Source organism: Pseudomonas sivasensis, from assembly GCF_052938085.1.
In genome coordinates this window covers 5655914-5679145 of sequence record NZ_CP176442.1, presented here as the reverse complement: position 1 = coordinate 5679145, position 23232 = coordinate 5655914, and the positions used below count along the sequence as shown (strand labels likewise).

Annotated in this window: 21 protein-coding genes; 15 read left to right on the top strand and 6 right to left on the bottom strand. The window is 60.7% G+C overall.

Features of this window, described 5'->3' with window-relative positions; genetic code table 11:
* Positions 1-59 precede the first annotated feature (59 nt).
* From ACKZ62_RS26220 to ACKZ62_RS26190, 7 genes are read left to right on the top strand one after another with little or no spacing between them, the layout of a single operon-like run.
* Positions 60-1817, top strand: a complete 1758-nt coding sequence (locus ACKZ62_RS26220; protein ID WP_095186089.1) for a carbamoyltransferase family protein — start codon at positions 60-62, stop codon at positions 1815-1817.
* Complete coding sequence (locus ACKZ62_RS26215) at positions 1801-2931, top strand: glycosyltransferase (protein ID WP_447096034.1); 1131 nt, start codon at positions 1801-1803, stop codon at positions 2929-2931. The genes ACKZ62_RS26220 and ACKZ62_RS26215 overlap by 17 nt, the downstream gene beginning before the upstream one ends.
* On the top strand, positions 2931-3827 hold the full coding sequence (locus ACKZ62_RS26210) for an antimicrobial resistance protein Mig-14 (protein ID WP_032890397.1): 897 nt from the start codon (positions 2931-2933) through the stop codon (positions 3825-3827). Before ACKZ62_RS26215 ends, ACKZ62_RS26210 begins: the two co-directional genes overlap by 1 nt.
* The gene (locus ACKZ62_RS26205; RefSeq protein ID WP_447096033.1) at positions 3824-5221 is read left to right on the top strand and encodes a PIG-L deacetylase family protein; all 1398 of its coding nucleotides are present in this window, start codon (positions 3824-3826) and stop codon (positions 5219-5221) included. The genes ACKZ62_RS26210 and ACKZ62_RS26205 overlap by 4 nt, the downstream gene beginning before the upstream one ends.
* Positions 5222-5244: 23 nt before the next feature.
* A complete protein-coding gene (locus ACKZ62_RS26200; RefSeq protein ID WP_095186086.1) occupies positions 5245-6201 on the top strand; it encodes a glycosyltransferase family protein in 957 nt (318 codons plus the stop codon).
* Between the two features lie 50 nt (positions 6202-6251).
* Positions 6252-7016, top strand: a complete 765-nt coding sequence (locus ACKZ62_RS26195) for a glycosyltransferase family 2 protein (protein ID WP_447096032.1) — start codon at positions 6252-6254, stop codon at positions 7014-7016.
* A 38-nt stretch (positions 7017-7054) separates the two neighbouring features.
* Complete coding sequence (locus ACKZ62_RS26190; protein ID WP_099602048.1) at positions 7055-8152, top strand: glycosyltransferase; 1098 nt, start codon at positions 7055-7057, stop codon at positions 8150-8152.
* Here the strand turns inward: ACKZ62_RS26190 and ACKZ62_RS26185 are convergent.
* Positions 8141-8707 carry a BUD32 family EKC/KEOPS complex subunit gene (locus tag ACKZ62_RS26185; RefSeq protein ID WP_177326457.1) on the bottom strand — a complete coding sequence of 189 codons (567 nt, stop codon included), beginning with the start codon at positions 8705-8707 and terminating at the stop codon, positions 8141-8143. The two genes, ACKZ62_RS26190 and ACKZ62_RS26185, sit on opposite strands and share 12 nt — an antisense overlap.
* Before the next feature lie 147 nt (positions 8708-8854).
* On the opposite strand from ACKZ62_RS26185, the gene ACKZ62_RS26180 reads away from it, so the two are divergent.
* From ACKZ62_RS26180 to ACKZ62_RS26155, 6 genes are all read left to right on the top strand, one after another.
* Entirely contained in the window at positions 8855-10033 is a 1179-nt protein-coding gene (locus ACKZ62_RS26180; RefSeq protein ID WP_447096031.1) for an O-antigen ligase family protein, read from the top strand.
* A 9-nt stretch (positions 10034-10042) separates the two neighbouring features.
* The gene (gene msbA / locus ACKZ62_RS26175; protein WP_032890412.1) at positions 10043-11851 is read left to right on the top strand and encodes a lipid A export permease/ATP-binding protein MsbA; all 1809 of its coding nucleotides are present in this window, start codon (positions 10043-10045) and stop codon (positions 11849-11851) included.
* A 153-nt stretch (positions 11852-12004) separates the two neighbouring features.
* Positions 12005-12709, top strand: coding sequence for a sulfotransferase family 2 domain-containing protein (locus ACKZ62_RS26170; protein ID WP_095186169.1), 705 nt, complete (start codon positions 12005-12007; stop codon positions 12707-12709).
* Positions 12702-13310, top strand: a complete 609-nt coding sequence (gene cysC, locus ACKZ62_RS26165) for an adenylyl-sulfate kinase (protein WP_095186082.1) — start codon at positions 12702-12704, stop codon at positions 13308-13310. Before ACKZ62_RS26170 ends, cysC begins: the two co-directional genes overlap by 8 nt.
* 103 nt (positions 13311-13413) lie before the next feature.
* The gene (hldE, locus tag ACKZ62_RS26160) at positions 13414-14838 is read left to right on the top strand and encodes a bifunctional D-glycero-beta-D-manno-heptose-7-phosphate kinase/D-glycero-beta-D-manno-heptose 1-phosphate adenylyltransferase HldE (RefSeq protein WP_032890418.1); all 1425 of its coding nucleotides are present in this window, start codon (positions 13414-13416) and stop codon (positions 14836-14838) included.
* A complete protein-coding gene (locus ACKZ62_RS26155; protein WP_095186081.1) occupies positions 14831-15766 on the top strand; it encodes a UDP-N-acetylglucosamine epimerase PgnE in 936 nt (311 codons plus the stop codon). The genes hldE and ACKZ62_RS26155 overlap by 8 nt, the downstream gene beginning before the upstream one ends.
* Positions 15767-15818: 52 nt before the next feature.
* Here ACKZ62_RS26155 and ACKZ62_RS26150 read toward each other — a convergent pair whose 3' ends face one another.
* Genes ACKZ62_RS26150 through ACKZ62_RS26135 form a run of 4 tightly spaced genes read right to left on the bottom strand, consistent with a single transcriptional unit; the run spans position 15819 to position 19195 of the window.
* The gene (locus ACKZ62_RS26150; protein WP_032890421.1) at positions 15819-16778 is read right to left on the bottom strand and encodes a hypothetical protein; all 960 of its coding nucleotides are present in this window, start codon (positions 16776-16778) and stop codon (positions 15819-15821) included.
* A gap of 41 nt (positions 16779-16819) precedes the next feature.
* A complete protein-coding gene (locus ACKZ62_RS26145) occupies positions 16820-17632 on the bottom strand; it encodes an aldo/keto reductase (protein ID WP_447096030.1) in 813 nt (270 codons plus the stop codon).
* The gene (locus tag ACKZ62_RS26140) at positions 17629-18804 is read right to left on the bottom strand and encodes an NAD(P)/FAD-dependent oxidoreductase (protein ID WP_032890424.1); all 1176 of its coding nucleotides are present in this window, start codon (positions 18802-18804) and stop codon (positions 17629-17631) included. The genes ACKZ62_RS26145 and ACKZ62_RS26140 overlap by 4 nt, the downstream gene beginning before the upstream one ends.
* A 55-nt stretch (positions 18805-18859) precedes the next feature.
* Complete coding sequence (locus tag ACKZ62_RS26135; RefSeq protein WP_032890426.1) at positions 18860-19195, bottom strand: DMT family transporter; 336 nt, start codon at positions 19193-19195, stop codon at positions 18860-18862.
* A gap of 97 nt (positions 19196-19292) precedes the next feature.
* On the opposite strand from ACKZ62_RS26135, the gene ACKZ62_RS26130 reads away from it, so the two are divergent.
* Both ACKZ62_RS26130 and waaA read left to right on the top strand, forming a co-directional pair.
* Positions 19293-20183, top strand: coding sequence for a LysR family transcriptional regulator (locus tag ACKZ62_RS26130; protein ID WP_032890428.1), 891 nt, complete (start codon positions 19293-19295; stop codon positions 20181-20183).
* Positions 20184-20206: 23 nt separating this feature from the next.
* On the top strand, positions 20207-21484 hold the full coding sequence (gene waaA, locus ACKZ62_RS26125) for a lipid IV(A) 3-deoxy-D-manno-octulosonic acid transferase (RefSeq protein WP_122753866.1): 1278 nt from the start codon (positions 20207-20209) through the stop codon (positions 21482-21484).
* 122 nt (positions 21485-21606) lie between these two features.
* Here waaA and ACKZ62_RS26120 read toward each other — a convergent pair whose 3' ends face one another.
* A complete protein-coding gene (locus ACKZ62_RS26120; protein ID WP_095186078.1) occupies positions 21607-23046 on the bottom strand; it encodes a TolC family outer membrane protein in 1440 nt (479 codons plus the stop codon).
* Positions 23047-23232: the final 186 nt, after the last annotated feature.

Below are 23232 nucleotides of genomic sequence, written 5' to 3'. Positions count from 1 at the left end.
AAGCACACTTTTTTCAGGCGCAACCCGCCTGCATGCAGACTAAAAGAGGCTAGACCCCAGTGGCATTGACGATTCTTGGCCTGTCCGGCGCCCTTAGCCATGATCCTTCCGCAGCCTTGTATATCGACGGCAAGCTGATCGCGGCCGCCGAAGAAGAGCGCTTCGTACGCGACAAACATGCAAAGAACCGCATGCCCTACGAATCGGCGAAGTTCTGCTTGGAACAGGCCGGTATCAAGCCTTCCGACGTTGACGTGGTAGCGATCCCGTTCGCCCCGATCAGCCTGTTCGGCGAGGCACGTTGGCACTACGCCAAGCGTTACTGGTACGCCCCGGACCGCGCCCTCGACGCGATCCTGATGGGCAACCGTCGCTACAAACGCTATCGCAACAAGATCGTCTGGTGCCTGGAGCAACTGGGCTTCGATCCGAAGAAAATCAAGATCGAACCGGTTGAACACCACCTGGCCCACGCTTCCAGCGCCTACCACTGCTCCGGCTTCCAGGAGAAGACCGCGATCCTCGGGATCGACGGCAAGGGTGAGTACGCCACCACGTTCTTCGGCTACGGCGAAAACGGCAAGATCCACAAGATCAAGGAGTTCTACGATCCGGACTCCCTCGGCGGCCTGTACGGCGCGATCACCGAGTTCCTCGGTTTCGAGATGCTCGACGGCGAGTTCAAGGTCATGGGCATGGCGCCGTACGGCGACGCCAGCAAGTACGACTTCTCGCGCCTGGCCTCCTTTGAGAACGGCGAGCTGGTGATCAACACCGACTACGCCAACGTCATCGGCCTGCGCCGGTATAAAGAGAAGGGCAAGGGCTTCTACTTCTCGCCAAAACTGATCGAGTGGCTGGGTCCGAAGCGCGAAGGCGACATCGCCGACGAGCCTTACATCCACTACGCCGCGAGCATGCAAGCGCTGTTCGAGAAACTGGCCTTGCAGATGATCGACCACTATCTGGGCGACATCCTCAAGGACACCGGCAAGCTGGCCTTCGCCGGCGGCTGTGCACTGAACGTCAAGCTGAACCAGAAGATCATTGCCCGCGACGACGTGAAAGAGCTGTTCGTGCAGCCTGCGTCCGGCGATGCCGGCACTGCGGTTGGCGCGGCGGCCTATGTGTCCCACGCCCGTGGTGTGCCGGTGGAGAAGATGGAGCACGTCTACCTCGGCCCGTCCTACAGCAACGAAGAGGTGATTGCTGCGTGCGCCAAGCACGAGAGCAAACCGGTGTGGCGCAAAATCGAAAACATGCCCAAGCGCATTGCCAAGATCATGGTCGATGGCAACCCCGTGGCCTGGTTCCAGGGCCGCATGGAGTTTGGCCCGCGTGCGTTGGGTGGTCGTTCGATCATCGGTTGCCCAAGCGCGACCGGCGTGGCTGACCGCATCAACCACCAGATCAAGTTCCGCGAGCGCTGGAGGCCTTTCTGCCCGTCGATGCTCGACACCGTGGCCCCACAGATGATCAAGGTCGATCACCCGGCGCCGTTCATGACCTTCACCTTTGAAGTGTCGGAAGAATGGAAGACCCGCGTGCCGGAAGTGGTCCATGAAGATGGCACCTCCCGCGCCCAGGTCCTCAAGCGCGAATACAACCCGCGCTACTACGACATGATGAAAGAGCTCGAAGTGCTGACCGGCAACGGCGTGTCGCTGAACACCTCGCTCAACCGTCGTGGCGAAGCAATGATCTGCTCGCCGAAAGACGCGCTGGACATGTTCTTCGGCTCCGACCTGCAGTACCTGATCATGGAAGACATCCTGGTCGTCAAAGACGGCGTGGACCCTTATGACGCGCTCGGCTGACCGCCACGTCCTGCAGTTCTGCCATGGCTATGACGGGCCGTTCCTGGACTGCGCACGGCAGTACGCGAGTCTGTTCGCAGGCTCTGGCTACAAAGTGACCACGGTGTTTCTCACCGGGGTCGCTGACCCTGCTGTAGCGGCCGGGTGTGCGTCCGATGAAGTGTTGTTCATGGAATTCAGCTCCAAAGCCATTCGTGGCTTGAAGCTGGGTGCCATCCGTGAACTGCGCAAGATCGCCGCGTCGCGCAATTTCAGCTTTTGTATCGCCCACCGGTTCAAGCCGATCTATATCGCCTTGCTTGGCACGCGGTTGCCGGTCATCGGCGTGCATCACGCGTTCGGTGATTACCTGCGCGGCAGCCGTAAGCTGTTTGCTGGGATCTTTCGCAAGCGCCTGAGCTTGCTGGGGGTTTCCGACGCTGTGCGTGATGACATGCGCCGCTGCCTGCCGGCCTGGCCCGCTGCGCGCATCCAGACGTTGTATAACCGCATTGATGTCGACGCGTTGCAGGCCATCCAGGTGGCTGTGGATGAGGCGCGCGATGCCTTGGGCCTGTCGCCGGATGAGTGGGTGGTCGGCAATGTCGGCCGCCTGCACCCGGATAAAGACCAGGCCACGCTGCTCAAGGGTTTTGCCCTGGCATTGCCGCACTTACCGGCCGAGAGTCGCTTGGCGATCCTTGGTACCGGACGCCTTGAACAAGCGCTCAAGGATCAGGCTCGTGAGCTGGGGATTGCCGACAAGGTGCTGTTCCTCGGCCAGGTGCCGGATGCGCGTCGGTATTTCCGCGCATTCGATGTGTTTGCCCTGAGCTCCGATCACGAACCGTTCGGCATGGTGCTGCTGGAGGCCATGGCGGCCGGCGTACCGTTGCTGGCCACGGCCTGTGGCGGCGCGAAGGAAGTGGTCGAAGGCGTCGGTATTCTGTTTCCCTTCGGCGACGCCGAACATCTCGCGCAGGGGCTGCGGCACCTGGCCGGGATGGATCAGCACCAGCAACGGCAGTGTGCCGAGATGATGCTGGAACGCCTGCATACGCGTTTCTCGGATCAGGCGGTACGCGATACCTTCTGGCAACTGCCGCACGTTATTGAACTGACCGCGGGGGCTTGATGCTCAATCGATTTCAAGGCTGGCGCGAGCGCGGCTGGTCCGTCGTCGACGCGCGTGCGTACAACGACGCCTGGCAACGTTTTGGCGGCAGTGTCGCGACCCATCCTCAAGTGATCGAACGTCTGGCCGGGTTGGCCGATATCCCGGTGCGTTACCTGGCCTGGGAGCAGGGCGGTGAACTGCAGGCGTGCATCGCCACCTGGGGCCGCGACCTTGCGTTGTCCAAGGACGTGCTCAAACAAAAGGGCAAGAAAGGCCTGTTTGATTTGGGTAACGCCGAGTTGATCCTGCCGGCCGCCGCGAACACCCAGGCGCCGTTGCGCCACCGCGCACGCTACCTGTCGGTCCTGAACGAAGGCCGTTTCAGCGGCCTCAAGCCCCAGGCCGAGCAACTGGCCATGGCCCGCACCCCGGAAGAACTGTCGAAGAAATTCCGCTATAACCAGCGCCGCGAACTGCGTTTGCTCGAAGAGGCAGGCGGTGTCGTGCGCCCGGTCAGTGAGTTTTCCAGTCAGGAATTGGCTGCTATCTACTGCGATCTGTTCCTACGCCGCTGGGGATTTGTCGCCACGGGGGCCGAGCGCATGGCTGAAGTAATCGAGCTGCTGCGCGAGTGGCTGATCGGCTCGGTTATTTTTCTCAACGATGCGCCCATCGCTGTCCAGTTGGTGTACCGGGTCGAATCGCCCGAGTGGATCAGCGTGGAGTACGTCAACGGCGGTGTCGACCCTGAAACCCGCGCGTTCAGCCCGGGCAGCGTCCTGAGTTTCCTCAACACCCAAAGCGCTTGGGAACAGGCGCGTGAAGTCGGCAAGCCGCTGCGCTTTTCCTTCGGGCGTGCCGACCGTGAGTACAAGGACCGTTGGTGCAACCCCGTGCCGGTGCTGACCGTATGAGCCGCAAACAACAATTGCTCAAGCGCCATCGGCGCAACAAACGTGTCGCCGTATTGATCGGCCTGTTGCTGCTGGTGGTGATCGGTGTCTGGGTTGCCTGGTGGCTGCCGCTGGTACTCGGAGTGCTGGCCTGGATCGCCCATGAGGCGTGGTTTGCCGACCATCTGTTTTATGCCCCCAGCGAAGACTATCAATACCGTTTTTCGGCGGAAGCCGAAGTGGCTGGGGTTCGCTTCGAAGGCGGGCAGCTGCGGGTTGATTCACCCCTGCAAGCCGATGCGACCTTGGTATTGGCCATCAAGATCAAGAGCGGTTGGTTAGGTCGCTTTCTGGATCCGGCCGTTGAGATTACAGGCGGTGACAGCACTGATCGCCAGGCTTTCGAGCGCGGTGTGAACGGCATTCGTTATCTCAATCTCAGTGGTCTGGCGCCCGCCCTGGCGGCGGGCGAGCTGCGTTTGCGCGGGCGCTTTTGCACGTTGCACGGCGCGCCCCGGTTGTGGGCCTGGGGCAATCCGGAGTATTCAAAACAGCGGGTGATGGTCATCGCGCCCCATGCCGACGACGCCGAGCTGGCCGCTTTTGGCTTATACAGCCAGGCTGAAAAACCGTGGATCGTGACCCTCACCGCCGGTGAAATCGAAGCCGAGCATTATCAGCAAATGGGTCTGGACCCGGTCGAAGCCTCGCGCATCAAGGGCCGACTGCGCGCCTGGGACAGCATTGCCGTGCCGCTTTGGGCCGGTGTGCCGCAGGCGCATTGCGTGCAGTTGGGCTACTTCTGCCTGCAACTGCCGGCGATGCGCGCAACGCCTGATCAGCCAGTGGCCTCGCGCGAAGCTGAGCTGTCGGATATCCGCCTGTTTCGCCAGTTCAATCCGTTCCCGTTGCCGGCGGATGTTGACGGCCTGCCGACTTGGAACAACCTGCTGGCCGATCTGCGCCAGTTGCTGCTGACGGCACGTCCCGAAGTGATCGTATTGCCGCATCCAGTGCTCGACCCTCACCCAGACCATATCTGCGCGCAGCAAGCGGTGGTCGAGGCGTTGCAAGGGTTGGAATGGCAGCCGACCGTCGTACTGGGTTACGCCAACCATCTGCATGACAACGACCGCTGGCCCATGGGTGACGCGGGCGCCGGTATTGCCTTGCCGCCGCTGTTCGACGATACGCTTGAGCTACGCCCGTGCAGCCTGCCACTGTCGTTGGCGCAGCAGCGTGACAAAGCCATGGCGCTGGGCATGATGCATGACCTGCAGCCCGCTCCGCCGTTCAAGCGGCGTATGCGCCGCTGGCTGCAGCGGGTGTTGGCGGGCCGGGCGCGGTCGCCTTATGGTGAGAACGAATTTTTCCGCAAGGCCGTACGACGGCATGAGTTGTTCTGGCGTTTGTGAAGGCATTTGTGAAAGGGAAAGTCATGAAAGTTTTATTTCTGGTGCAGAAAGAGCAGCGTGCGATTCTGGATCGCTTGTACGAAGGCATTGCCGAGCACTGCGAGTGTGATACCCGCTGGCTGAGCAGTGATGAGCAGCGCAACCTGCGCGGTTACTTCAAGCGCGAAGTCGACGTGACGCGCTATGACCGCATCGTGTTCTTCCTGCGCTTCAAGCAGGAAATCCGCCAGGCCGGGTTCATCCGTACGATCCCGAATCTGGTGATCCTCGAACACGATGCCTACCAGAACTACATTCCCTGCAAGTACACCGGTAAATTCAGTGCCCACTACCGTCGTTTGCCCTGGGCACGGGTGATCAGCTCGGGCCACATGGTGACCGAGCGCCTGCGTGCCGAAGGCTTTGATGCGGTGTTTGTGCCCAAGGGTTACGACCAGGCGCTGTTGCAGCCCCAGGGACTTGAGCGCGACATCGAGCTGGCATTTGTCGGCAGCACCAACAGCGTGGCCTATAGCGGACGCAAAGCACTGCTCGATGAGTTGGCACGGGTTGAGCCTTTGGTGGTCACGCGCACCAAGTCGGGTGAGGAGTACTGCGCGACCCTCAACCGGATTCGCTTTTTCGTCAGCGCCGACGTGGGCATGGGCGAGTACATGATCAAGAACTTCGAAGCCATGGCCTGCGGGTGTGTGCTGCTGGCGTTTGACCAAGGGGCTGCGGAGAACGAGGCCCTTGGCTTCAAGGACATGGTCAATGTGGTGTTCTACAAGGACATTCCACAGTTGCAGCAAAAGCTCTCGCAACTGCGCGCCAACCCGCAACTGGCTGCAGAGATTGCGCGCAACGGGCAAGACCTCGCCGTCAGCCAGTTCAGCTTTGCGCGCATCGGGCAGCGTATTGTTGAAGCCCTGAAGCCGCCGTTGCGGCCGCGTGCTCCACTGAGTTTGCTGGAAACGCTGCGCCTGAAACTGGGCGTGTGACATCGGACGCATGGCAGCCAATGATGGCTAAACAACCTATCGAGACTTGAATGCAATTCTCCGATCAGAGCGACATAACCCTCGTCGTGACCAGTTGCGGCCGCTTCGATTTGTTGAAGCGTACGCTTGAGAGCTTCGACCTGTTCAATACCGCAGACATACGCGAAGTCTTCATTACTGAAGACTCTGGCGATGAAGCGGTACGTCTCGCGATTCCCGAGCACTGGCACAGTCATTGCACTTTTTTGATCAACCGTCCGAAGCTTGGGCAACTGGCTTCCATCGACCTGGCCTATGGATCGGTCAAAACCCCCTACATCTTCCATTGCGAAGATGACTGGGCGTTTTACCGGCCTGGGTTTGTCGAAGATTCCAAGGTGGTGCTGGAGCAGCGTCCCGATATCCTGCAAGTCTGGTTGCGTAACTTTGTCTACGATTTGCAGGTGCACAGCCCCTATATCCACCGTGGGCCACGCGAGGTGATTGGTGGCGTACCGTGTTATCCGTTGTTGTCTGAGAAACCTGAATGGCAGGGGTTTTCTCTTAACCCCGGCCTGCGGCGTATCAAGGAATACTGGTTGTGCGCACCTTACGCCGGGTTCGAGGGTGAGAAGGGGCTTTCCAGGCGGTACGCCCAGTTGAATCTGCCTGCCGTTACCCTGGAAGGCGATGCGGTGTTGCACACTGGCTTTGGCTTGCATGTGTCGACATCAGAAGAGCGCGCGACCAAAGCACGGCGTAAGCGCAGAGAGCGGGTGAAGCTGGCAGTCATGCTGAGCCTGGGGCTGGTTATCGGGTGGGCGATTCCCTGGTAATTCCAACACGCGACAACAACGCCTCATAAGGTTTTGCGATGAGTATTCTCAACATCATGTGGGCCGGTGGTTCTGCATTTGCTTCGGTGCAGAAGGTTCATCGGCAGATACTGTCCCGCGCCGACAGCGGCGTACCGATTCACACCTGGTTGCTTCAAGGCAGTGCTGATTCGAGTGACGGCCTGGTTGAACAGGCCGTGGAGTGGAACCTCTCTTCCGCCAGGCTCAAGGGGCGGCACTTCTGGAAATGGTTGATGCCCTTGATGCGTGCACGTTTCCAGAAGGCCCTGCCTGAGGATGTACAGGTTGTGCTTCTTGATGGGGTCGGTGTTGCGCGGGTGCTTTTGCCCGTGCTCAAGCGTTTACCGAACGTGCGTGCGGTGGTGATTTTTCATGGTGCCACGCGCTTGCGGCGTGCTGATCAACAGTTGTTCGATCAATTCCCGGCGTCCCAACTGACGCTGACGGCCGTCTCGAAAACCCTTGCACACTCGCTGGAGCGTTCTCTGCAACGGCCAGTGACGGTGCTGCGCAGCGCCTTTGACCCGGCCGTTTTTCGCGCTGCGGCGCTTTCCCGTGAGCAGGCGCGATCCCGTCTGGGCTTGCCGTTGTCTGGCACGCCCGTAGTGGGTGCGGTTGGTCGACTGGTAGACGGCAAGGGGTTTGCCTGTTTGTTGGAGGCCTTTGCCCGTGCGGCGGCTGATCAGCCCCATGCGCGGCTGGTGATCCTCGGCGAAGGGCCAGCGAGGCCCGGGCTTGAGGCACGTATCGCAGCGCTTGGCTTGCAGGACAAAGTGTCGCTGCCTGGGCATCTGCCTGATGCGGCCAGCCTTTACCGGGCGTTTGACTGGGTTGCCATCCCTTCGACGGAAGAAGGCCTGGGGTTGATTCTGCAAGAGGCGGTGATGGTCGGCGTGCCCGTACTGACCAGTGAACTGGCAGTGTTCCGCGAGCAACTGGGGGATGCCGGTTGGTACGCCCCGGCAGACAATGCCGCGTTTTGGGGCGAGCTCCTGACCCGCGCGTTCGCGAGTTCGGGTGAGGAGGTTGTCGAGGCTCAGTTGCGGGCGTTGGCGCCGGAGCAAGCCTGGAATGAATTCAGTGAAACCACCCGGCGTCTGTTCTCATGCACCTAGCAGCGCTTGCTCCAGTGCCTGCATTGGAAAGCGTTCGTTCAGCTTCTCGCGCGCAATATAGCGGGCGAAATGCTGCAGGTTGCGCCGCGCCAGTGCCGGGCTCAACGGCGCGCGCAGGAAGCGCATGTCTGCTACGTCGATCAGGCCCATCTGGTTGTCCGGCGTGACGACGATATTGCCCAGGTGCAGGGAGCGAAAGTAGATGCCGGCAGTGTGCAAGCGGCGAATCAGCGCCACCAGCGGGTCCAGGTTCTGCTCCCAGTCAAAGCCTTCTTTGTTGGCAATCTGGCGCAGTGTCTCGCCCGGCAGCGGGCTATACAGCACAGCGGTCATGCCTGCAGCGTCCAGTTGGAAGTACTCAAGGACGGTCAGGGTTGGAATACCGCGTTCTTGCAGCTTGACCGCGTTATCGATGAAGCGCTTGGAGTAGGGGCGCAACAGTGCCGACGAAAAAAAACGTTTACGACGAAACAGTTTAAGAATGTTCCCGTCCGTCAGCAGGTAGACTTTGGGCCCGTAGCTGTCCTTTTCCAGGATTCTGGCGCCTTCAATCATCGTGTTTAGCGTGGTTTGGGGGAGCCTTGAACATTGCATCGTCGGAAAGCCTTGTTGGAGTCACGGGCACAGTGGTCGGCAATGATGCCGAAAGTTTTTAGTTTTAACCATGCCAGGTTGGCAGGTTGGCCGTATTAGGAGCGGGTGATGCAAGCAGGTCGTTGGGCGCGCGGATGGATGTGTTTTGGGTTGTTGTGGTTTTTGCTGGCGATAGCGTTCGCGCCGACCAACAAAGTTTATCAACAGGGGCTGGCGCTCTTTCTGTGGCTGCCGGCGCTGGTGTTTGCCTGGTCTGCCCGTGAGCAACTCAAACAAGTCTGGCGCGCTCAGCGCTGGATCTGTCTGGCACTCGCCGCGCTGGCGGCATGGGGCTTGATCAGCCTGTGGTGGACCAATGCCGAAGACGGCTCCCGCGAGGCCAAGCGCCTGCTCTATATCGGCGTGTTCCTGTTGTTCTTTCCGATACTCGCCGAAGCACAGCCCCAGCGCGTGATTCGTTTGATGCAGTGGGGCGGCTTTGGTCTTGCCTTGTCGTCGCTGCTGGCCATGATCAAGTTCTATGGCATGGAAGGGAACGTTTGGTACGCGCGTCTTGAAGGGCTGGGTCAGTTGTCTCACCCGATCCTGGGCGCGTATGTGATTGGTCTGGCTGCCGTGTGGTTGCTGCACTGGATGCCGCGTGAGCGCTGGATGCAAGTAGCCTGCATGGCGGCGATCGGCTTGCTCGGCCTGTTTGTGGTAGCCAGCCAAAGCCGCGGCGCCGCATTGGCCCTGTTTTTGAGTGTGGTGGCCATGCCGCTGTGGTGCCGAGACCGGCGCAGCACCCTGATTGCCATCGCGTCAGTGGTGGCGGCAGTGCTGGTATTCCTGTCGATGCAGTCGTTGATGCTGTCTCGTGGCGCGTCCTTCCGGCCGCAGATTTTTATGGCAGCGATGCAGATGATTAGCGAGCGTCCCTGGACGGGCCTGGGCCTGGGTGGTGATTACAATCTGTTCTGGGGTGAGCACCGTTTCGATCACTCCCACAACCTGTTCACCCATGTGACCATCGAGCTGGGCCTGCCGGGCCTGATCCTGTGGTCGGCGGTATGGTTCGGCGTGCTGTGGCAAGCCTTGAAAATGCGCGACACCCCGTACGGCAAGGGCATTATCGGCATGTGGGTGTTCTCGTCCCTGGCGATGCAATTCGATGCGGCAAGCCTCACAGGCACTCCTCGGGCCGAGTGGTTCATCACCTGGTTGCCGGTTGCGCTGGCCAGTGTTTTGGTCTGGGCGCGGGCCAAACCCGACGTGTGTGATAAAGTTCGCGTCCTACCCAATCAGTGAGCTCGACACATGAGTGACGCACCGCCCAAAGCGGACCAGGAATCCAGCCTGAAAATTTATTTCCGGCTGCTGGGCTATGTGAAACCGTACCTCGGCATGTTCCTGCTGAGTATCGTGGGCTTCGTGATCTTTGCTTCGACCCAGCCAATGCTCGCCGGGATTCTCAAGTACTTCGTGGATGGCTTGAGCAATCCCGATGTGGTGTTCCTGCCCAAGGTTCCGTTTTTCAAGGACCTGAAGTTGCTGATGGCCGTGCCGCTGCTGATCATCCTGATCGCCGCGTGGCAAGGCCTCGGGTCTTTCCTGGGCAACTACTACCTGGCCAAGGTTTCCTTGGGGCTGGTGCATGACCTGCGGGTCCAGCTGTTCAACAAGCTATTGGTGCTGCCTAACCGCTACTTCGATACCCATAACTCGGGGCACCTGATCTCACGCATCACCTTCAACGTGACCATGGTCACCGGCGCTGCCACGGATGCGATCAAGGTCGTGATCCGCGAAGGCCTGACGGTGGTGTTCCTGTTCGGTTACCTGCTGTGGATGAACTGGAAACTGACCCTGGTGATGCTGGCGATCCTGCCGCTGATCGCAATCATGGTCGGCAGCACCAGCAAGAAATTCCGCAAGCAGAGCAAGAAGATCCAGGTGGCGATGGGTGACGTGACCCACGTCGCCTCCGAGACTATCCAGGGCTACCGTGTGGTGCGCAGCTTCGGTGGCGAAGACTATGAACAGCGTCGCTTTGCCGCCGCCAGCCAGGGCAACACCGACAAGCAATTGCGCATGAACAAGACCGGTGCGGTCTATACGCCGATGCTGCAGCTGGTGATCTACACGGCCATGGCTGTGTTGATGTTCCTGGTACTGCTGTTGCGCGGTGACGCCACGGCGGGCGATCTGGTTGCCTACATCACCGCGGCGGGCCTGCTGCCCAAGCCGATCCGCCAGTTGTCGGAAGTCAGCTCGACGATCCAGAAAGGCGTGGCGGGTGCCGAGAGCATCTTCGAACAGCTGGATGAAGTGCCTGAAGTCGACGGCGGTACCGTGGAGCGTGATCGCGTCAGCGGTCGCCTGGACGTGCGCAACCTGAGCTTCACTTACCCAGGTACTGAACGCGAGGTGCTCAAGAACATCAGCTTCAGCGCAGCCCCTGGGCAGATGATCGCTCTGGTTGGCCGCTCAGGCAGCGGCAAGTCGACCCTGGCCAGCCTGATCCCGCGTTTCTACCATCATGAAACCGGGGAAATCCTGCTGGACGAGGTCGAGATTGAAGACTACCGCCTGCGCAACCTGCGCCGGCATGTAGCCCAGGTTACCCAGCACGTGACTCTGTTCAACGACACCGTGGCCAACAACATCGCCTATGGCGACCTGGCCGACGCGCCGCGTGCCGACATCGAGAAAGCTGCGGCCGATGCCTACGCCATGGACTTCATCTCGGAGCTGCCAAAAGGCCTGGACACCGAGGTCGGTGAAAACGGCGTGCTGCTCTCCGGTGGTCAGCGCCAGCGTCTGGCAATCGCCCGGGCCCTGCTGAAAAATGCCCCGCTGCTGATCCTGGATGAGGCGACATCGGCGCTGGATACCGAGTCCGAGCGGCACATTCAAGCTGCGTTGGATAAGGTCATGAAAGGTCGCACCACCCTGGTGATCGCGCACCGTTTGTCCACTATCGAGAAAGCCGACCTGATTCTGGTGATGGACCACGGTGAAATTGTCGAGCGTGGTACGCATGTCGAACTGCTCGCCAAAGGCGGCTACTACTCGCGGTTGCATGCGATGGGGCTGGACGAGCCGGTCGCGAACAACATCACCTGATCCGACGGGGCGCGCAATGCGCCCCGTTGTTTGTATCGAGTTCCTTACAGGGCTTGACCAAAGCCAAATAATTCGTTGCCTATCGTTTGTTATGTTGGCCTTCTCGATTCGAATGACGAACGAGAGGGCTAACCTTCTTGCGTGGGTAATGGAATGTTGCAACGTCTGTTCTGGAAAATGCTTCCCAAGCACCAGAGGGTGTTTCTGCTGGGGCGTTTGTCGGTGGTTGACCGTCAGGCCGTGAACAAATCCCTGTCTGGGGTGACCACCCTTAATCCCGCGTTCGAGCGACACAAATGCGTGTTTATCCATGTGCCAAAATGCGCCGGCAGCAGCGTGTGCTCGGCGCTTCTTGATGGCCGCTGGCCGGGGCATCTGCCTTATTACTGGTATCAGCAGCAGTTTCCCGAACACTGCGAGCGCAGTTTCAAGTTTGCCTTTGTGCGTGACCCGCTGGAGCGGGCTTACTCGGCCTACACCTACTTGCGCGGCAACCACATGGGTGCCCGCGACGTGCAAGCCCAGGCACTGGTCAGCAGCTACCGTGACTTCGACCAATTTGTGGCCGGCTGGCTGCACCCGGACAACCTGCGCCGCCAACTGCATTTCGCGCCCCAGACCGACTTTCTGGTTGATCACCTGGGCGGGATGGCTATGGATTTTCTCGGCCGTCAGGAATCGCTGGAACAAGATTTCCAGCACCTGTGCGAGCGCCTCGGCGTGACTTCATCTCTGCCACATCTGAATGTTTCACTGGGGCGGCGCAGCGAGCCGGTCAGGGCGTTCTGCTCGGTGCGTACGCGCCGTTTGGTCAGGCGCGCCTATCAGCGTGATTACGAGGTGTTGGGTTATGAATAACCAGTCGCTTGCCAGTGGGTCCGCTGCCATTCGTCCCTTTGCCCTGTCGTTGTCGGCGGCGGCACGGGCCGCGCTCAAGCATCAACAGCCGTGCTGCCTGTGGTTGACGGGGTTGTCCGGTTCCGGCAAGTCGACCCTGGCCAATGCCCTTGAGGTGCAACTCAACGAGCAGGGCCGGCACACCTTTGTGCTCGATGGCGATAATTTGCGCACGGGGTTGTGCAATGACTTGGGCATGAGCGATGCGGCGCGCAAGGAAAATATCCGGCGCATTGGCGAAGTAGCGCGGTTGATGGTCGATGCGGGATTGATTGTGATTGTGTCAGCGATCTCGCCGTTCAGCGTTGATCGGGCAACCGCCAGGGCGCTGTTCGGGCCGGGGCAATTCTTTGAGGTTTACATCAGCACGCCGTTCGACGTGTGTGCTCGGCGTGACCCCAAGGGCTTGTACCGAGCGGCGTTGGATGGGCGTATCAAAGCGTTCACCGGTTTGGACAGCCCCTATGAAGCGCCGAGCGCGGCTGACTGTGAGATCAACACCGATGAGGTCGAGCTGGCCGATGCCGTTGAGCAGATCCTGGCGGTTTTGTTTAAAAAATAACCAGTTTTGGCGCATGGCGCATTGCGGATAAAGCTCTCGAACTAGGCAGCGCTCACCCTGTGCTAATATCGCGCCCCTGTTCATTTTGTATGTGGGTTGCTCCATGAAGTTGTCCATGCCGCGATTCGATCAAGCCCCTGTCTTGGTGGTCGGCGATGTCATGCTCGACCGTTACTGGCATGGCGGTACCTCACGGATTTCCCCTGAGGCGCCGGTACCGGTAGTCAAGGTCGAGCAAATCGAAGACCGTCCGGGTGGCGCTGCCAACGTTGCCCTCAATATTGCCGCCCTCGGCGCCCCGGCCTCCCTGGTGGGTGTGACCGGCGACGACGAAGCCGCCGACAGCCTGGCCAACAGCCTGCGCGGTGCTGGCGTGCGTGCGCTGTTCCAGCGCATTGCCCACCAGCCTACCATCGTCAAGCTGCGGGTCATGAGCCGTCACCAGCAGTTGCTGCGTATCGATTTCGAAGAACCCTTCGCCACCGACGCCTTGGCCCTCAGTGGGCAGGTCGACGAGTTGCTCGAAGGCATCAAGGTGCTGGTGCTGTCCGACTACGGCAAAGGCGCATTGAAGAATCACCAAGTGCTGATCCAGGCCGCCAAGGCCAAGGGCATCCCGGTGTTGGCCGATCCCAAGGGCAAGGACTTCTCGATTTATCGGGGCGCCAGCCTGATCACGCCGAACCTCAGCGAGTTCGAAGCCATCGTCGGCGGTTGTGCCGATGAGCACGAACTGGTGACCAAAGGCGCGGCACTCATGGCCGATCTCGACCTCGGTGCCTTGCTGGTAACCCGTGGCGAGCACGGCATGACCCTGCTGCGTCCAGGCCACCCGCCGATGCACCTGCCGGCGCGGGCCCGTGAAGTGTTCGACGTCACCGGCGCCGGAGACACCGTGATTTCTACCCTGGCCGCTTCCATCGCGGCCGGCGAAGAGCTGCCTCACGCCGTGGCCCTGGCCAATCTGGCGGCGGGCATCGTGGTCGGCAAACTGGGTACCGCTGCCATCAGCGCACCTGAGCTGCGCCGCGCCATCCAACGCTCCGAAGGCTCGGAGCGCGGTGTGCTGACCATCGAGCAATTGCTGCTGGCGATTGACGACGCTCGCGCGCATAACGAAAGCATTGTGTTCACCAACGGCTGCTTCGACATCCTGCACGCCGGCCACGTGACTTACCTGGAGCAGGCGCGCGCCCAAGGCGATCGCCTGATCGTTGCGGTCAACGACGACGCTTCGGTCAGCCGCCTGAAAGGCCCTGGCCGTCCAATCAACAGCGTCGACCGGCGCATGGCCGTGCTGGCTGGGTTGGGTGCAGTGGACTGGGTGATCAGTTTCCCTGAAGCGACCCCGGAAAATCTGCTGGCTCAGGTCAAGCCGGACGTCCTGGTCAAGGGCGGCGACTATTCCGTCGACCAGGTGGTCGGTGCAGATATCGTCAGCGCCTACGGCGGCAAGGTCAAAGTGTTGGGTCTGGTTGAGAACAGCTCGACCACGGCGATTGTCGAGAAGATCCGCAATAATGAGTAAGGCTGATCCGTTGGTTCTGATCACCGGTGGCGCGGGCTTTATTGGCTCGCACCTCGTGGATGCCTTGCTAGCTAAGGGCTACGCGGTGCGTGTGCTGGACAACTTGTCCACAGGCAAACGCAGCAACCTGCCGTTGCACAACCCGCTTGTCGAGCTGCTCGAAGGTGATGTCGCCGATGCCGGGCTGGTTGCGCGTGCCGCTGTTGGCGCAACGGCGGTGGTGCACCTGGCGGCGGTCGCGTCCGTGCAGGCCTCGGTGGATGATCCAGTCAGCACGCACCAGAGCAATTTCGTCGGTACCCTGAATGTCTGCGAAGCCATGCGCAAGGCAGGCGTCAAGCGCGTGGTCTTTGCATCCAGCGCAGCGGTGTATGGCAACAACGGCGAAGGTGCTTCGATTGACGAAGAGACTACCAAGGCGCCGTTGACGCCCTATGCGTCCGATAAGCTGGCCGGCGAGCACTACTTTGATTTCTATCGCCGCCAGCATGGTCTGGAGCCGGTGATTTTCCGCTTTTTCAATATCTTCGGGCCGCGCCAGGACCCGTCGTCGCCATACTCCGGCGTGATCAGTATCTTCAGCGAACGTGCACAGCAGGGTTTGCCGATTGCCGTGTTTGGCGATGGCGAGCAAACCCGCGACTTCATGTACGTGGAAGACCTGGTTGACGTGTTGGTGCAGGCGATCGAAGCGCCGCAGGCTCCTTTGGGGGCGATCAACGTGGGCTGGAACCGTACCACTACGCTCAAGCAAGTGCTGCAGGCGCTGGAAGAAGCGGTGGGCTCCTTGCCATCCGTGACTTACGGGCCGGCGCGGTCGGGGGATATTCGGCATTCACGGGCGAACAACCAGCGGTTGTTGGCGAGTTTCACGTTGCCGGAACCTACCCCGCTGAAAGTCGGCCTGGAACGACTGCTTAACGGCTAACCATCAATTCAATGTGGGAGTGGCAAGCCCTCTCCCACATTTAGATTGCAGTTTAGCCCTTGGCCTTTTTCTTCGGCACGATCTTGCGCAACACGCGCCGCGCCAATCCTTTCAACTTCGACTCCTTCTCCGGCTCCGCCAGACCTTGCTGTCTCAGCCAATCCTTCCAGCGAATGCGCTCTTCCCGCACCAGCCAGCCTTCCTGCTGGGCGAAGCTTTCCGCCAGGTACAAACCCCGCGTACTGGCCGGGTACAGTTGGTCTTTCTTCACGGTGTACAACTCGGGAAGGGGCTGGCCGTCTTTTAGCGGCATCAGGTACAAGTCCGGACGCTTGCGGTCCAGGCGCGCGACCAACTGGTCGCCTTCCAGGCGCTCATCGACATGGAACAGGCTCAGCGACTTGGCTTCCTTCGGCACTTCCAGGCGAAGGTCGTAGATCAATTGCAGCGATGCCGTGGGCAAATGCACATAGGCCCGTGGTCGTTCGATCAACTGGGTGGTGGCGCAACGCACCGGGCGGGCCGCACCGGATAGCGGGCTCAGGCGAAACGGCAGCGCTTCGCGGTAATGCAGCGCCGCGGAGTAGGGCGCCGGCAGCCAGGTGTCATTGAAGCGCCCGCCGAGCCAGCCTTCGGGTGTTTCCAGCAGGCACTCTTCAGCAATTTCCTGGATGGCGGTGTGCAGTGGCAGATTCAGCTCGTGGGCCGGGACGTAGCCGGAGATCAGCTTGAGCACCACATCACCACGGTCCTGGCGACGCTGGCGCACCAGCACCCAGTAATCGCGGTTTTGCCAGTGCAGGGTCAAGCGTACCGACACGCCGAGGTTGGCCAGTTCCAGCACGAAACGTTCCGAGTCTGCCACCTCCACCGGCTTGCGCCGTTGCAGGGTCTGGGCGAAGTTGAGCGGCATGCCCACGCTCTGATAGCTCAGGCCTTCAGGGGTGGCTTCGACGTGCAGCGGCAGTGTTTTAAAGTTGCTGGGGTTTTTTCTTATGAGCGTTCGCGGCATGTCGGCTCCTTTTTGCGACGGGGTCGGCCGCGTGGGCGGCATCAGAGTTGACGAATGACCTTGGCAGCGGTCGCCACGTTATGGGCCAGGTGCAGCGGATTAATGGTCCCGACAATAGCACTGGCGACGCCGGTTTGCGCAAACAACAGCATGAAACTGGCATGTATTGGATCCATTCCGGGCTCCAGGCAAACGTGGCCGCTGGCCAGTGCCTTTTTGACCAGGATGCCCTTGCCATGGGCCGCTGCATAATCAATGACGGCTTTTTCCGCCTGTTCGTTCAAATTGTAGGTAACCATCGCGCAATCACCTTGTTCCAGAGCCTTCACGCCGCCTTCGACGGTTTTGCCGGAGAAGCCGAAACCGCGAATCTTGCCCTCTTTTTTCAGCTCTGCGAGGGTCTGGTAGACCTCGCACTCGTTGAGGATGTGCAGGTCGTTACCATCGGAATGCACCAGCACCAGGTCGATAAAATCCGTTTCAAGTCGTTTCAAGCTGCGCTCAATGGACAGCCGAGTGTGGACGGCACTGAAATCGTGCTGGGAGACACCATTTTCGAACTCTTCGCCTACCTTGCTGACGATCACCCAATCCTTACGTTGGTCGCGTAACAGCGGCCCCAGGCGTTCTTCGCTGCGCCCATAAGCCGGCGCGGTGTCGATCAGGTTGATGCCAAGCTGACGAGCTTGGCGCAGTAGCATTCGCGCTTCGTCGTCATCCGGAATCTGGAAACCGTTGGGGTATTTAACACCCTGGTCGCGGCCCAGCTTGACGGTGCCCAGGCCCAGCGGCGATACCAGAATGCCGGTGCTGCCCAAAGGGCGATGCAGGTCGTGCAAAGTTGGCAGGCTCATGGCAACAGTTGCTCCCAAGCTGGAACGCCGAGGGCGGGTTTTGGCAGGTCCGGCAGCGGTTCAGCTGCGCTTGGGCGGATGCCGTCACGTTCGAGGCTGTTAATTACGCGATCGGCGAAGTCAGGCGCCAAGGCCAGTTTGGTCGGCCAGCCCACCAGCAGGCGACCTTCGTCGGCGACAAAGGCGTTGTCGGGACGGCTGAGGCCTGATTGCAGCGGTTCGGCGCGGTCGACGCGCAGAGTGGCCCAGCGGGTTTGGCTCATGTCGATCCAAGGCAGCAATTGCGCGAGTTCTTTCTGGGCGGTGGCGATTTGTTCCTCGGGCGTACGTGCAACGCCGTCGGCCTCGGCAATATCACCGCCCATGTACCACACCCAGTTGCCATCGGCAGCCGGGTGGGTGGTCACGGTGATACGTGGCTTGGTGCCGCCGCCCAGACAGTGAGCGTACAGCGGTTTCAGGCCTGGGCCTTTGGCGATGATCATATGCAGTGGACGTTTTTGCATGGCCGGATTGTTCAGGCCAAGGGTGCTCAGCAGTTCAGCGGTGCCGCCGCCAGCGCTCAAGACAATGCGCTGGGCGCGGATTTCACGGCCATCCACCTTCAAGCCCACCAGCGTGTTGGCGTCCAGCAGCGGTTCGATATGTTGACCAGCAAGCAAGCCGTCACCGGCAAGCTGCGCGAGGCGTTCGATCAGGCTTGGTACATCAACCACCAACTCGGCCAGGCGATACACCTTGCCCTTGAAGCGGCGGTCTTGCAGTGCCGGTGGCAGGTCGTCGCCCTTGACCTGATCGACACGGCCACGCACGGCCTTGCTGGCAAAAAAACTGGTGAGGTTGCCGGCGAGGGTGCCGGGGGACCACAGGTAATGGGCTTCGGACAGCAAACGCACGCCCGACAGGTCCAGTTCGCCGTTGCCCGCCAAGGCTTCACGCCAGCGGCGCGGCATGTCGGCAATCGCTTCGGAGGCGCCGGTAAGGGCGCCATGAAGGGCGTATTTCGCACCGCCGTGAATAATCCCCTGGGACTTCACGCTTTGCCCGCCACCCAAGGTGGCGCTCTCCACCACCACCGTGGAAAACCCCTGGCGGCGCAGCCGCGCATTCAGCCAGAGGCCGGCAACCCCGGCGCCGACAATCAGAACGTCGGTGGAAATAACGGATGGCATGGGCGACCTCAGTGTTCAAGACAAGAGGCGCAGTATACAGGCTGTTGAGTAGCGGTCAGTGCCCGGCGGTTTTCGAGAACAACTGGATGACCACCACGCCCAGCACAATCAGCCCCATCCCCAGCATCGCCGGGACATCCAGCTTCTGCCCATAGATAAACAGCGCCGCGATACTGACCATCACGATACCCATCCCGGCCCACACGGCGTAGGCCACACCCACCGGCACCGTGCGCACCACCAGCGTCAGCATCCAGAAGGCCACGCCGTAGCCGACGACTACCAGCAACAACGGGATCGGCGTGCTCCAACCCTTGATGGCTTTCATCGAGACGGTAGCGATCACTTCCGAGCAAATGGCGATAGCCAGGTAGTAGTAGGCAGGGTTCATGGCGTCAATCCTCGGTGTACAGCGCACTTGATAAGGTCGGCATTTTAGGGCTTTACCAGATGGGGTAAAGTCATTACCTATCCGATTTGAAGATGGGTTGGCCATGCAGTGGAATCTTGAACAGATGCGTCTATTTGTCGACGTCGCCGAGCAGCGTTCGTTTTCAGCGGTGGCGCGTGGGCAGCGCAAGGCGCAATCGGCGGTAAGCAATGGGATTGCATTGCTGGAAGCGGACTTGGGGGTGAGCCTGTTTGAGCGTAGCAGCGGGCGCCAGCCGCGCCTGACTGAAGCCGGTAGTGTGTTGCTGGAGGAAGCGCGCGAAGTGTTGCGCCAATGTGAGCGGCTCAATGGCCGCGCGCTGTCATTGACCCGTGGTGAAGAAGCCTGCCTGCGATTGGCTCAGGACGAGGCGATGTTGTTCCAGCCGGTGCTCGATAGCCTTGAGGCGCTGGCGGTGCAATACCCGTTGCTGGAAGTGCAACTGTCCAGTGCCGCCCAAGGCGACGTGGCGCGCAAATTGGTGGAGCGCAAGGCAGACCTGGGCCTGTTGTTCTATCACGACCAGATTCCCGAGGCCCTTGAGCGGCGCGTGGTGGGCAGTGTGGAAATGGTCACCGTCTGCGGCGTGAACCATCCGCTGGCCAAGGACGGGTACGTGACGTGCCAGCGCTTGGCCCAGTACCGGCAGCTGTTGATGTCGACTCAGACCAGTGTCTACCCCGGCAGCGAAGCTGCCAGTCCGCTGGTGTGGCGCGCCGACAGTTTCTACGTATTGGCCGAATGGCTGATGAGTGGGCTGGGCTGGGCCTGGTTGCCGCGGCATATCGTGCAATACCCGACCTATCAGCAACAAATGGTGGAGCTGGACAGCGAATGGACGCCGCCGGCCCTGGTGGTGGAGCTGGTATGGCGTCGCGACGAGCACCTTGGGCCTGCTGCGCGTTTCCTTGCCGAACGTTTTGCCGAGTGCCTGCGGGCGATTGATTGAAAAAGTGGATAAACTCCGCCGCCATGAATAGAACTCTCTACAGCTGTCTGTTTTACCTGGCGCTGCCGTTGGTGGCTTTACGTCTGTGGCTGCGCGCGCGCAAGGCACCGGCCTACGCCAGGCGCGTGGGCGAGCGGTTTTCCTATGGCTTGCCGGTGATGCAGCCTGGCGGAATCTGGGTGCATGCCGTGTCAGTGGGCGAAAGCATTGCCGCTGCGCCGATGATCCGTGGGCTGCTGGAGCGTTATCCACAGCTGCCGATCACCGTCACTTGCATGACGCCCACCGGTTCCGAGCGGATCCAGGCGTTGTTCGCCAACGAGCCGCGTATCCAGCACTGCTATTTGCCCTATGACTTGCCGTGCGCCGCCAAGCGTTTTCTCGATCGCGTGCAGCCCAAGCTCGCGGTAATCATGGAAACCGAACTGTGGCCCAACCATATCCACGCCTGCGCCCAGCGCGGAATTCCGGTGGCGCTGGCCAATGCGCGGCTGTCGGCGCGCTCTGCCAAGGGCTATGGGCGTTTCGCCAAGCTGACGGCGCCGATGCTGGCTGAAATGAGCTTGTTTGCTGTGCAGACGCACACCGAGGCCCAACGTTTCTTGAGCCTGGGCGCGCGGCCGGAGACTGTGGAAGTGACCGGCTCTATCAAGTTCGACCTGACCATCGACCCGCAGCTACTTGAGCGTGCCGCCGCCTTGCGCGAGCAATGGGGCGCCAGCGAGCGTCCCGTGTGGATCGCCGCCAGTACTCACGAAGGTGAAGATGAAGTGGTGTTGGCCGCTCATCGTCAGTTGCTCAGCCACTATCCCAACGCGTTACTGATTCTGGTCCCGCGTCATCAGGAACGCTTCGGCCCGATGTTCGAGCTGTGCAAGCAGCAAGGATTTGCCACGGTGCGCCGTTCTACAGGCGAGCCCGTAAGCGCACAAACCTCAGTGCTGCTCGGCGATACCATGGGCGAGTTGCTGTTTCTCTACGCCCTCGCCGACAGCGCCTTCGTCGGCGGCAGCCTGGTGGCGACCGGTGGGCACAATCCTCTGGAGCCGGCGGCACTGGCCAAGCCGGTGATCATGGGGCCCCATGTGTTCAACTTCCTCGAAATCACCGCGATGATGCGCGAAGCGGGTGCGTTGCGTGAGGTGGATGACGCTGAAGGGTTGGCCGAAGCCGTGCGACAGCTGTTCGAACTGCCGCAGGATGCGCGCAAAATGGCGCAGGCGGGGCTCAAAGTGATGCAGGCTAATCAGGGCGCGCTGAAGCGGTTGCTGGATGGTTTGGGCCGATTGATCGCTCGCTGACCCAGCGCCGATCCAAAGGTGGGAGGGCGCTTGCTTCTGATAGCAGAGTGTCAGTCAAAACGACTGACCTGAAAGATTGCTATCGGGAGCAAGCCCCCTCCCACAGTTGTTTTGTCGTGTGCTCAGTATCCCGGGCGGGCCTTGAGTTGTTCGGCAGCGGCCTTGGCGAGGTCCGGCGGCAGGAAGTCCTTGTCCGGGTTGTAGTCCGCCTTGAGGTAGCGTGCCAGGTCTTGCAAATCCCCTGGGTTCAAGGTGCCCGCCGCCTGCTTCAAGCGCAGGTTGTCGAGGATGTAGTCGTAGCGGCTGTTGTTGTAGTTGCGCACCGACGAGTAGAGCTGGCGCTGTGAATCCAGCACGTCGACGATATTGCGCGTACCCACCTGGTAACCGATTTCCGTGGCTTCCACCGCGCTCTGGTTAGAGATGATCGACTGGCGGCGCGCTTGCACCTGTTCCACATCGGTGTTCACCGCGCGGTGCAGGTTGCGCGTATTTTCCACCACCTGGCGGCGCAGGCCCTCGCGCTGCTGCTCGGTCTGGCCCAGGCGTGAGTAGGACTCACGCACTTGCGAGCTGGTCAGGCCGCCGCTGTACAGCGGGATACTCAGGCGCAGGCCGATGGTGCGCTGCTCGACGTCGCCGCGATACGGTGTGCCGAAAGCATTCGGGTTGCTGAAACCGAGCGCGTCGTTGTCGCCTTTTTCGTATTGCGCCACTGCGTCCAGAGTCGGCGCATGACCGGCCTTGCGCTGTTTGAGGGTTTCTTCAGCGGCGGTGACGGCGTAGTTGCTGGCCAACAGATTCAGGTTTTGGCGGCCAGCGGTTTCGACCCACGCCTTGGCGTCGTTCGGCAGCGGCGGCAACACCGGCAACGTGTGCACGATGCCTTGGATCGAGTTGTATTGGCGGTTGGTCAGCGTAATCAGCGCTTCAAAGGCGTCTTCCACCTGGCGCTGAGCCAGGATCCGGTTGGCGCGAGCGGTGTCGTAGCTGGCCTGGGATTGCAGCACGTCGGTCTTGTCCGACAAGCCCACATCGAAGCGCTCGTTGGACTGGTCCAGTTGGCGCTTGAATGCATTTTCTTCGGCCTTGGTGGAGGCCAGGTTGTCCTGGGCGCGCAGCACGGCGAAGTAACTTTCGGCGCTCTGCAGAATCAGGTTCTGTTCGGTGGCCGACAGTTGCAATGCGGCCTGCTCGTTGACGGCTTCGGCGGCTTGCAACTGGAACCAGCGGTCGGCGCGGAACAGTGGCTGGCTCAAGGTCGCGCGCCAGGAATGGGCGTCACGGTTGGCGGTGGCCGAGGGCGTGTCGATCTGGGTGCGCACATTGTTGATATCGGCACCAGCCGACAGATTCGGCAGCAACCCGGCGCGGGCCTGGGGTACCACTTCTTTTTGCGCACCGTATTGGGCACGGGCGGCGGCCAGGTCGGCGTTGTTATCCACCGCTTCCTGATAGACGCTGACCAGATCGGTTCTGGCAGACAAGGGCGCTTCAGCTGCCCAGACCATTCCGTTGGTCGCACAAGACACGGCAACAGCCAGTGAAAGTTTGCGCAGCATGAGGCGATCCCTAGTGTGAATATTACGGCGATAATTTAGCGCCCAAGGCTACGGCTGGTCATTTCTGGCGTCAAGCCTTGAGGCGGCATCCGAGTGTAGTGGCGCGACCCCGGCACAACAATCCTGTAATTGCGCCATTCATCACGCTGAATGCTCCACTGTTGGCAATTTGCCCACGCCATGGTC

Coding starts and splice junctions, on each gene's coding strand:
- ACKZ62_RS26210 (WP_032890397.1), top strand. CDS start 2,931: ATGCTCAATCGATTTCAAGGCTGGCGCGAGCGCGGCTGGTCCGTCGTC.
- ACKZ62_RS26150 (WP_032890421.1), bottom strand. CDS start 16,778: ATGCCGCGAACGCTCATAAGAAAAAACCCCAGCAACTTTAAAACACTG.
- ACKZ62_RS26190 (WP_099602048.1), top strand. CDS start 7,055: ATGAGTATTCTCAACATCATGTGGGCCGGTGGTTCTGCATTTGCTTCG.
- ACKZ62_RS26215 (WP_447096034.1), top strand. CDS start 1,801: ATGACGCGCTCGGCTGACCGCCACGTCCTGCAGTTCTGCCATGGCTAT.
- ACKZ62_RS26135 (WP_032890426.1), bottom strand. CDS start 19,195: ATGAACCCTGCCTACTACTACCTGGCTATCGCCATTTGCTCGGAAGTG.
- ACKZ62_RS26155 (WP_095186081.1), top strand. CDS start 14,831: ATGAGTAAGGCTGATCCGTTGGTTCTGATCACCGGTGGCGCGGGCTTT.
- ACKZ62_RS26185 (WP_177326457.1), bottom strand. CDS start 8,707: ATGATTGAAGGCGCCAGAATCCTGGAAAAGGACAGCTACGGGCCCAAA.
- ACKZ62_RS26120 (WP_095186078.1), bottom strand. CDS start 23,046: ATGCTGCGCAAACTTTCACTGGCTGTTGCCGTGTCTTGTGCGACCAAC.
- cysC (WP_095186082.1), top strand. CDS start 12,702: ATGAATAACCAGTCGCTTGCCAGTGGGTCCGCTGCCATTCGTCCCTTT.
- ACKZ62_RS26200 (WP_095186086.1), top strand. CDS start 5,245: ATGAAAGTTTTATTTCTGGTGCAGAAAGAGCAGCGTGCGATTCTGGAT.
- ACKZ62_RS26170 (WP_095186169.1), top strand. CDS start 12,005: ATGTTGCAACGTCTGTTCTGGAAAATGCTTCCCAAGCACCAGAGGGTG.
- ACKZ62_RS26140 (WP_032890424.1), bottom strand. CDS start 18,804: ATGCCATCCGTTATTTCCACCGACGTTCTGATTGTCGGCGCCGGGGTT.
- hldE (WP_032890418.1), top strand. CDS start 13,414: ATGAAGTTGTCCATGCCGCGATTCGATCAAGCCCCTGTCTTGGTGGTC.
- waaA (WP_122753866.1), top strand. CDS start 20,207: ATGAATAGAACTCTCTACAGCTGTCTGTTTTACCTGGCGCTGCCGTTG.
- ACKZ62_RS26145 (WP_447096030.1), bottom strand. CDS start 17,632: ATGAGCCTGCCAACTTTGCACGACCTGCATCGCCCTTTGGGCAGCACC.
- ACKZ62_RS26195 (WP_447096032.1), top strand. CDS start 6,252: ATGCAATTCTCCGATCAGAGCGACATAACCCTCGTCGTGACCAGTTGC.
- ACKZ62_RS26205 (WP_447096033.1), top strand. CDS start 3,824: ATGAGCCGCAAACAACAATTGCTCAAGCGCCATCGGCGCAACAAACGT.
- msbA (WP_032890412.1), top strand. CDS start 10,043: ATGAGTGACGCACCGCCCAAAGCGGACCAGGAATCCAGCCTGAAAATT.
- ACKZ62_RS26180 (WP_447096031.1), top strand. CDS start 8,855: ATGCAAGCAGGTCGTTGGGCGCGCGGATGGATGTGTTTTGGGTTGTTG.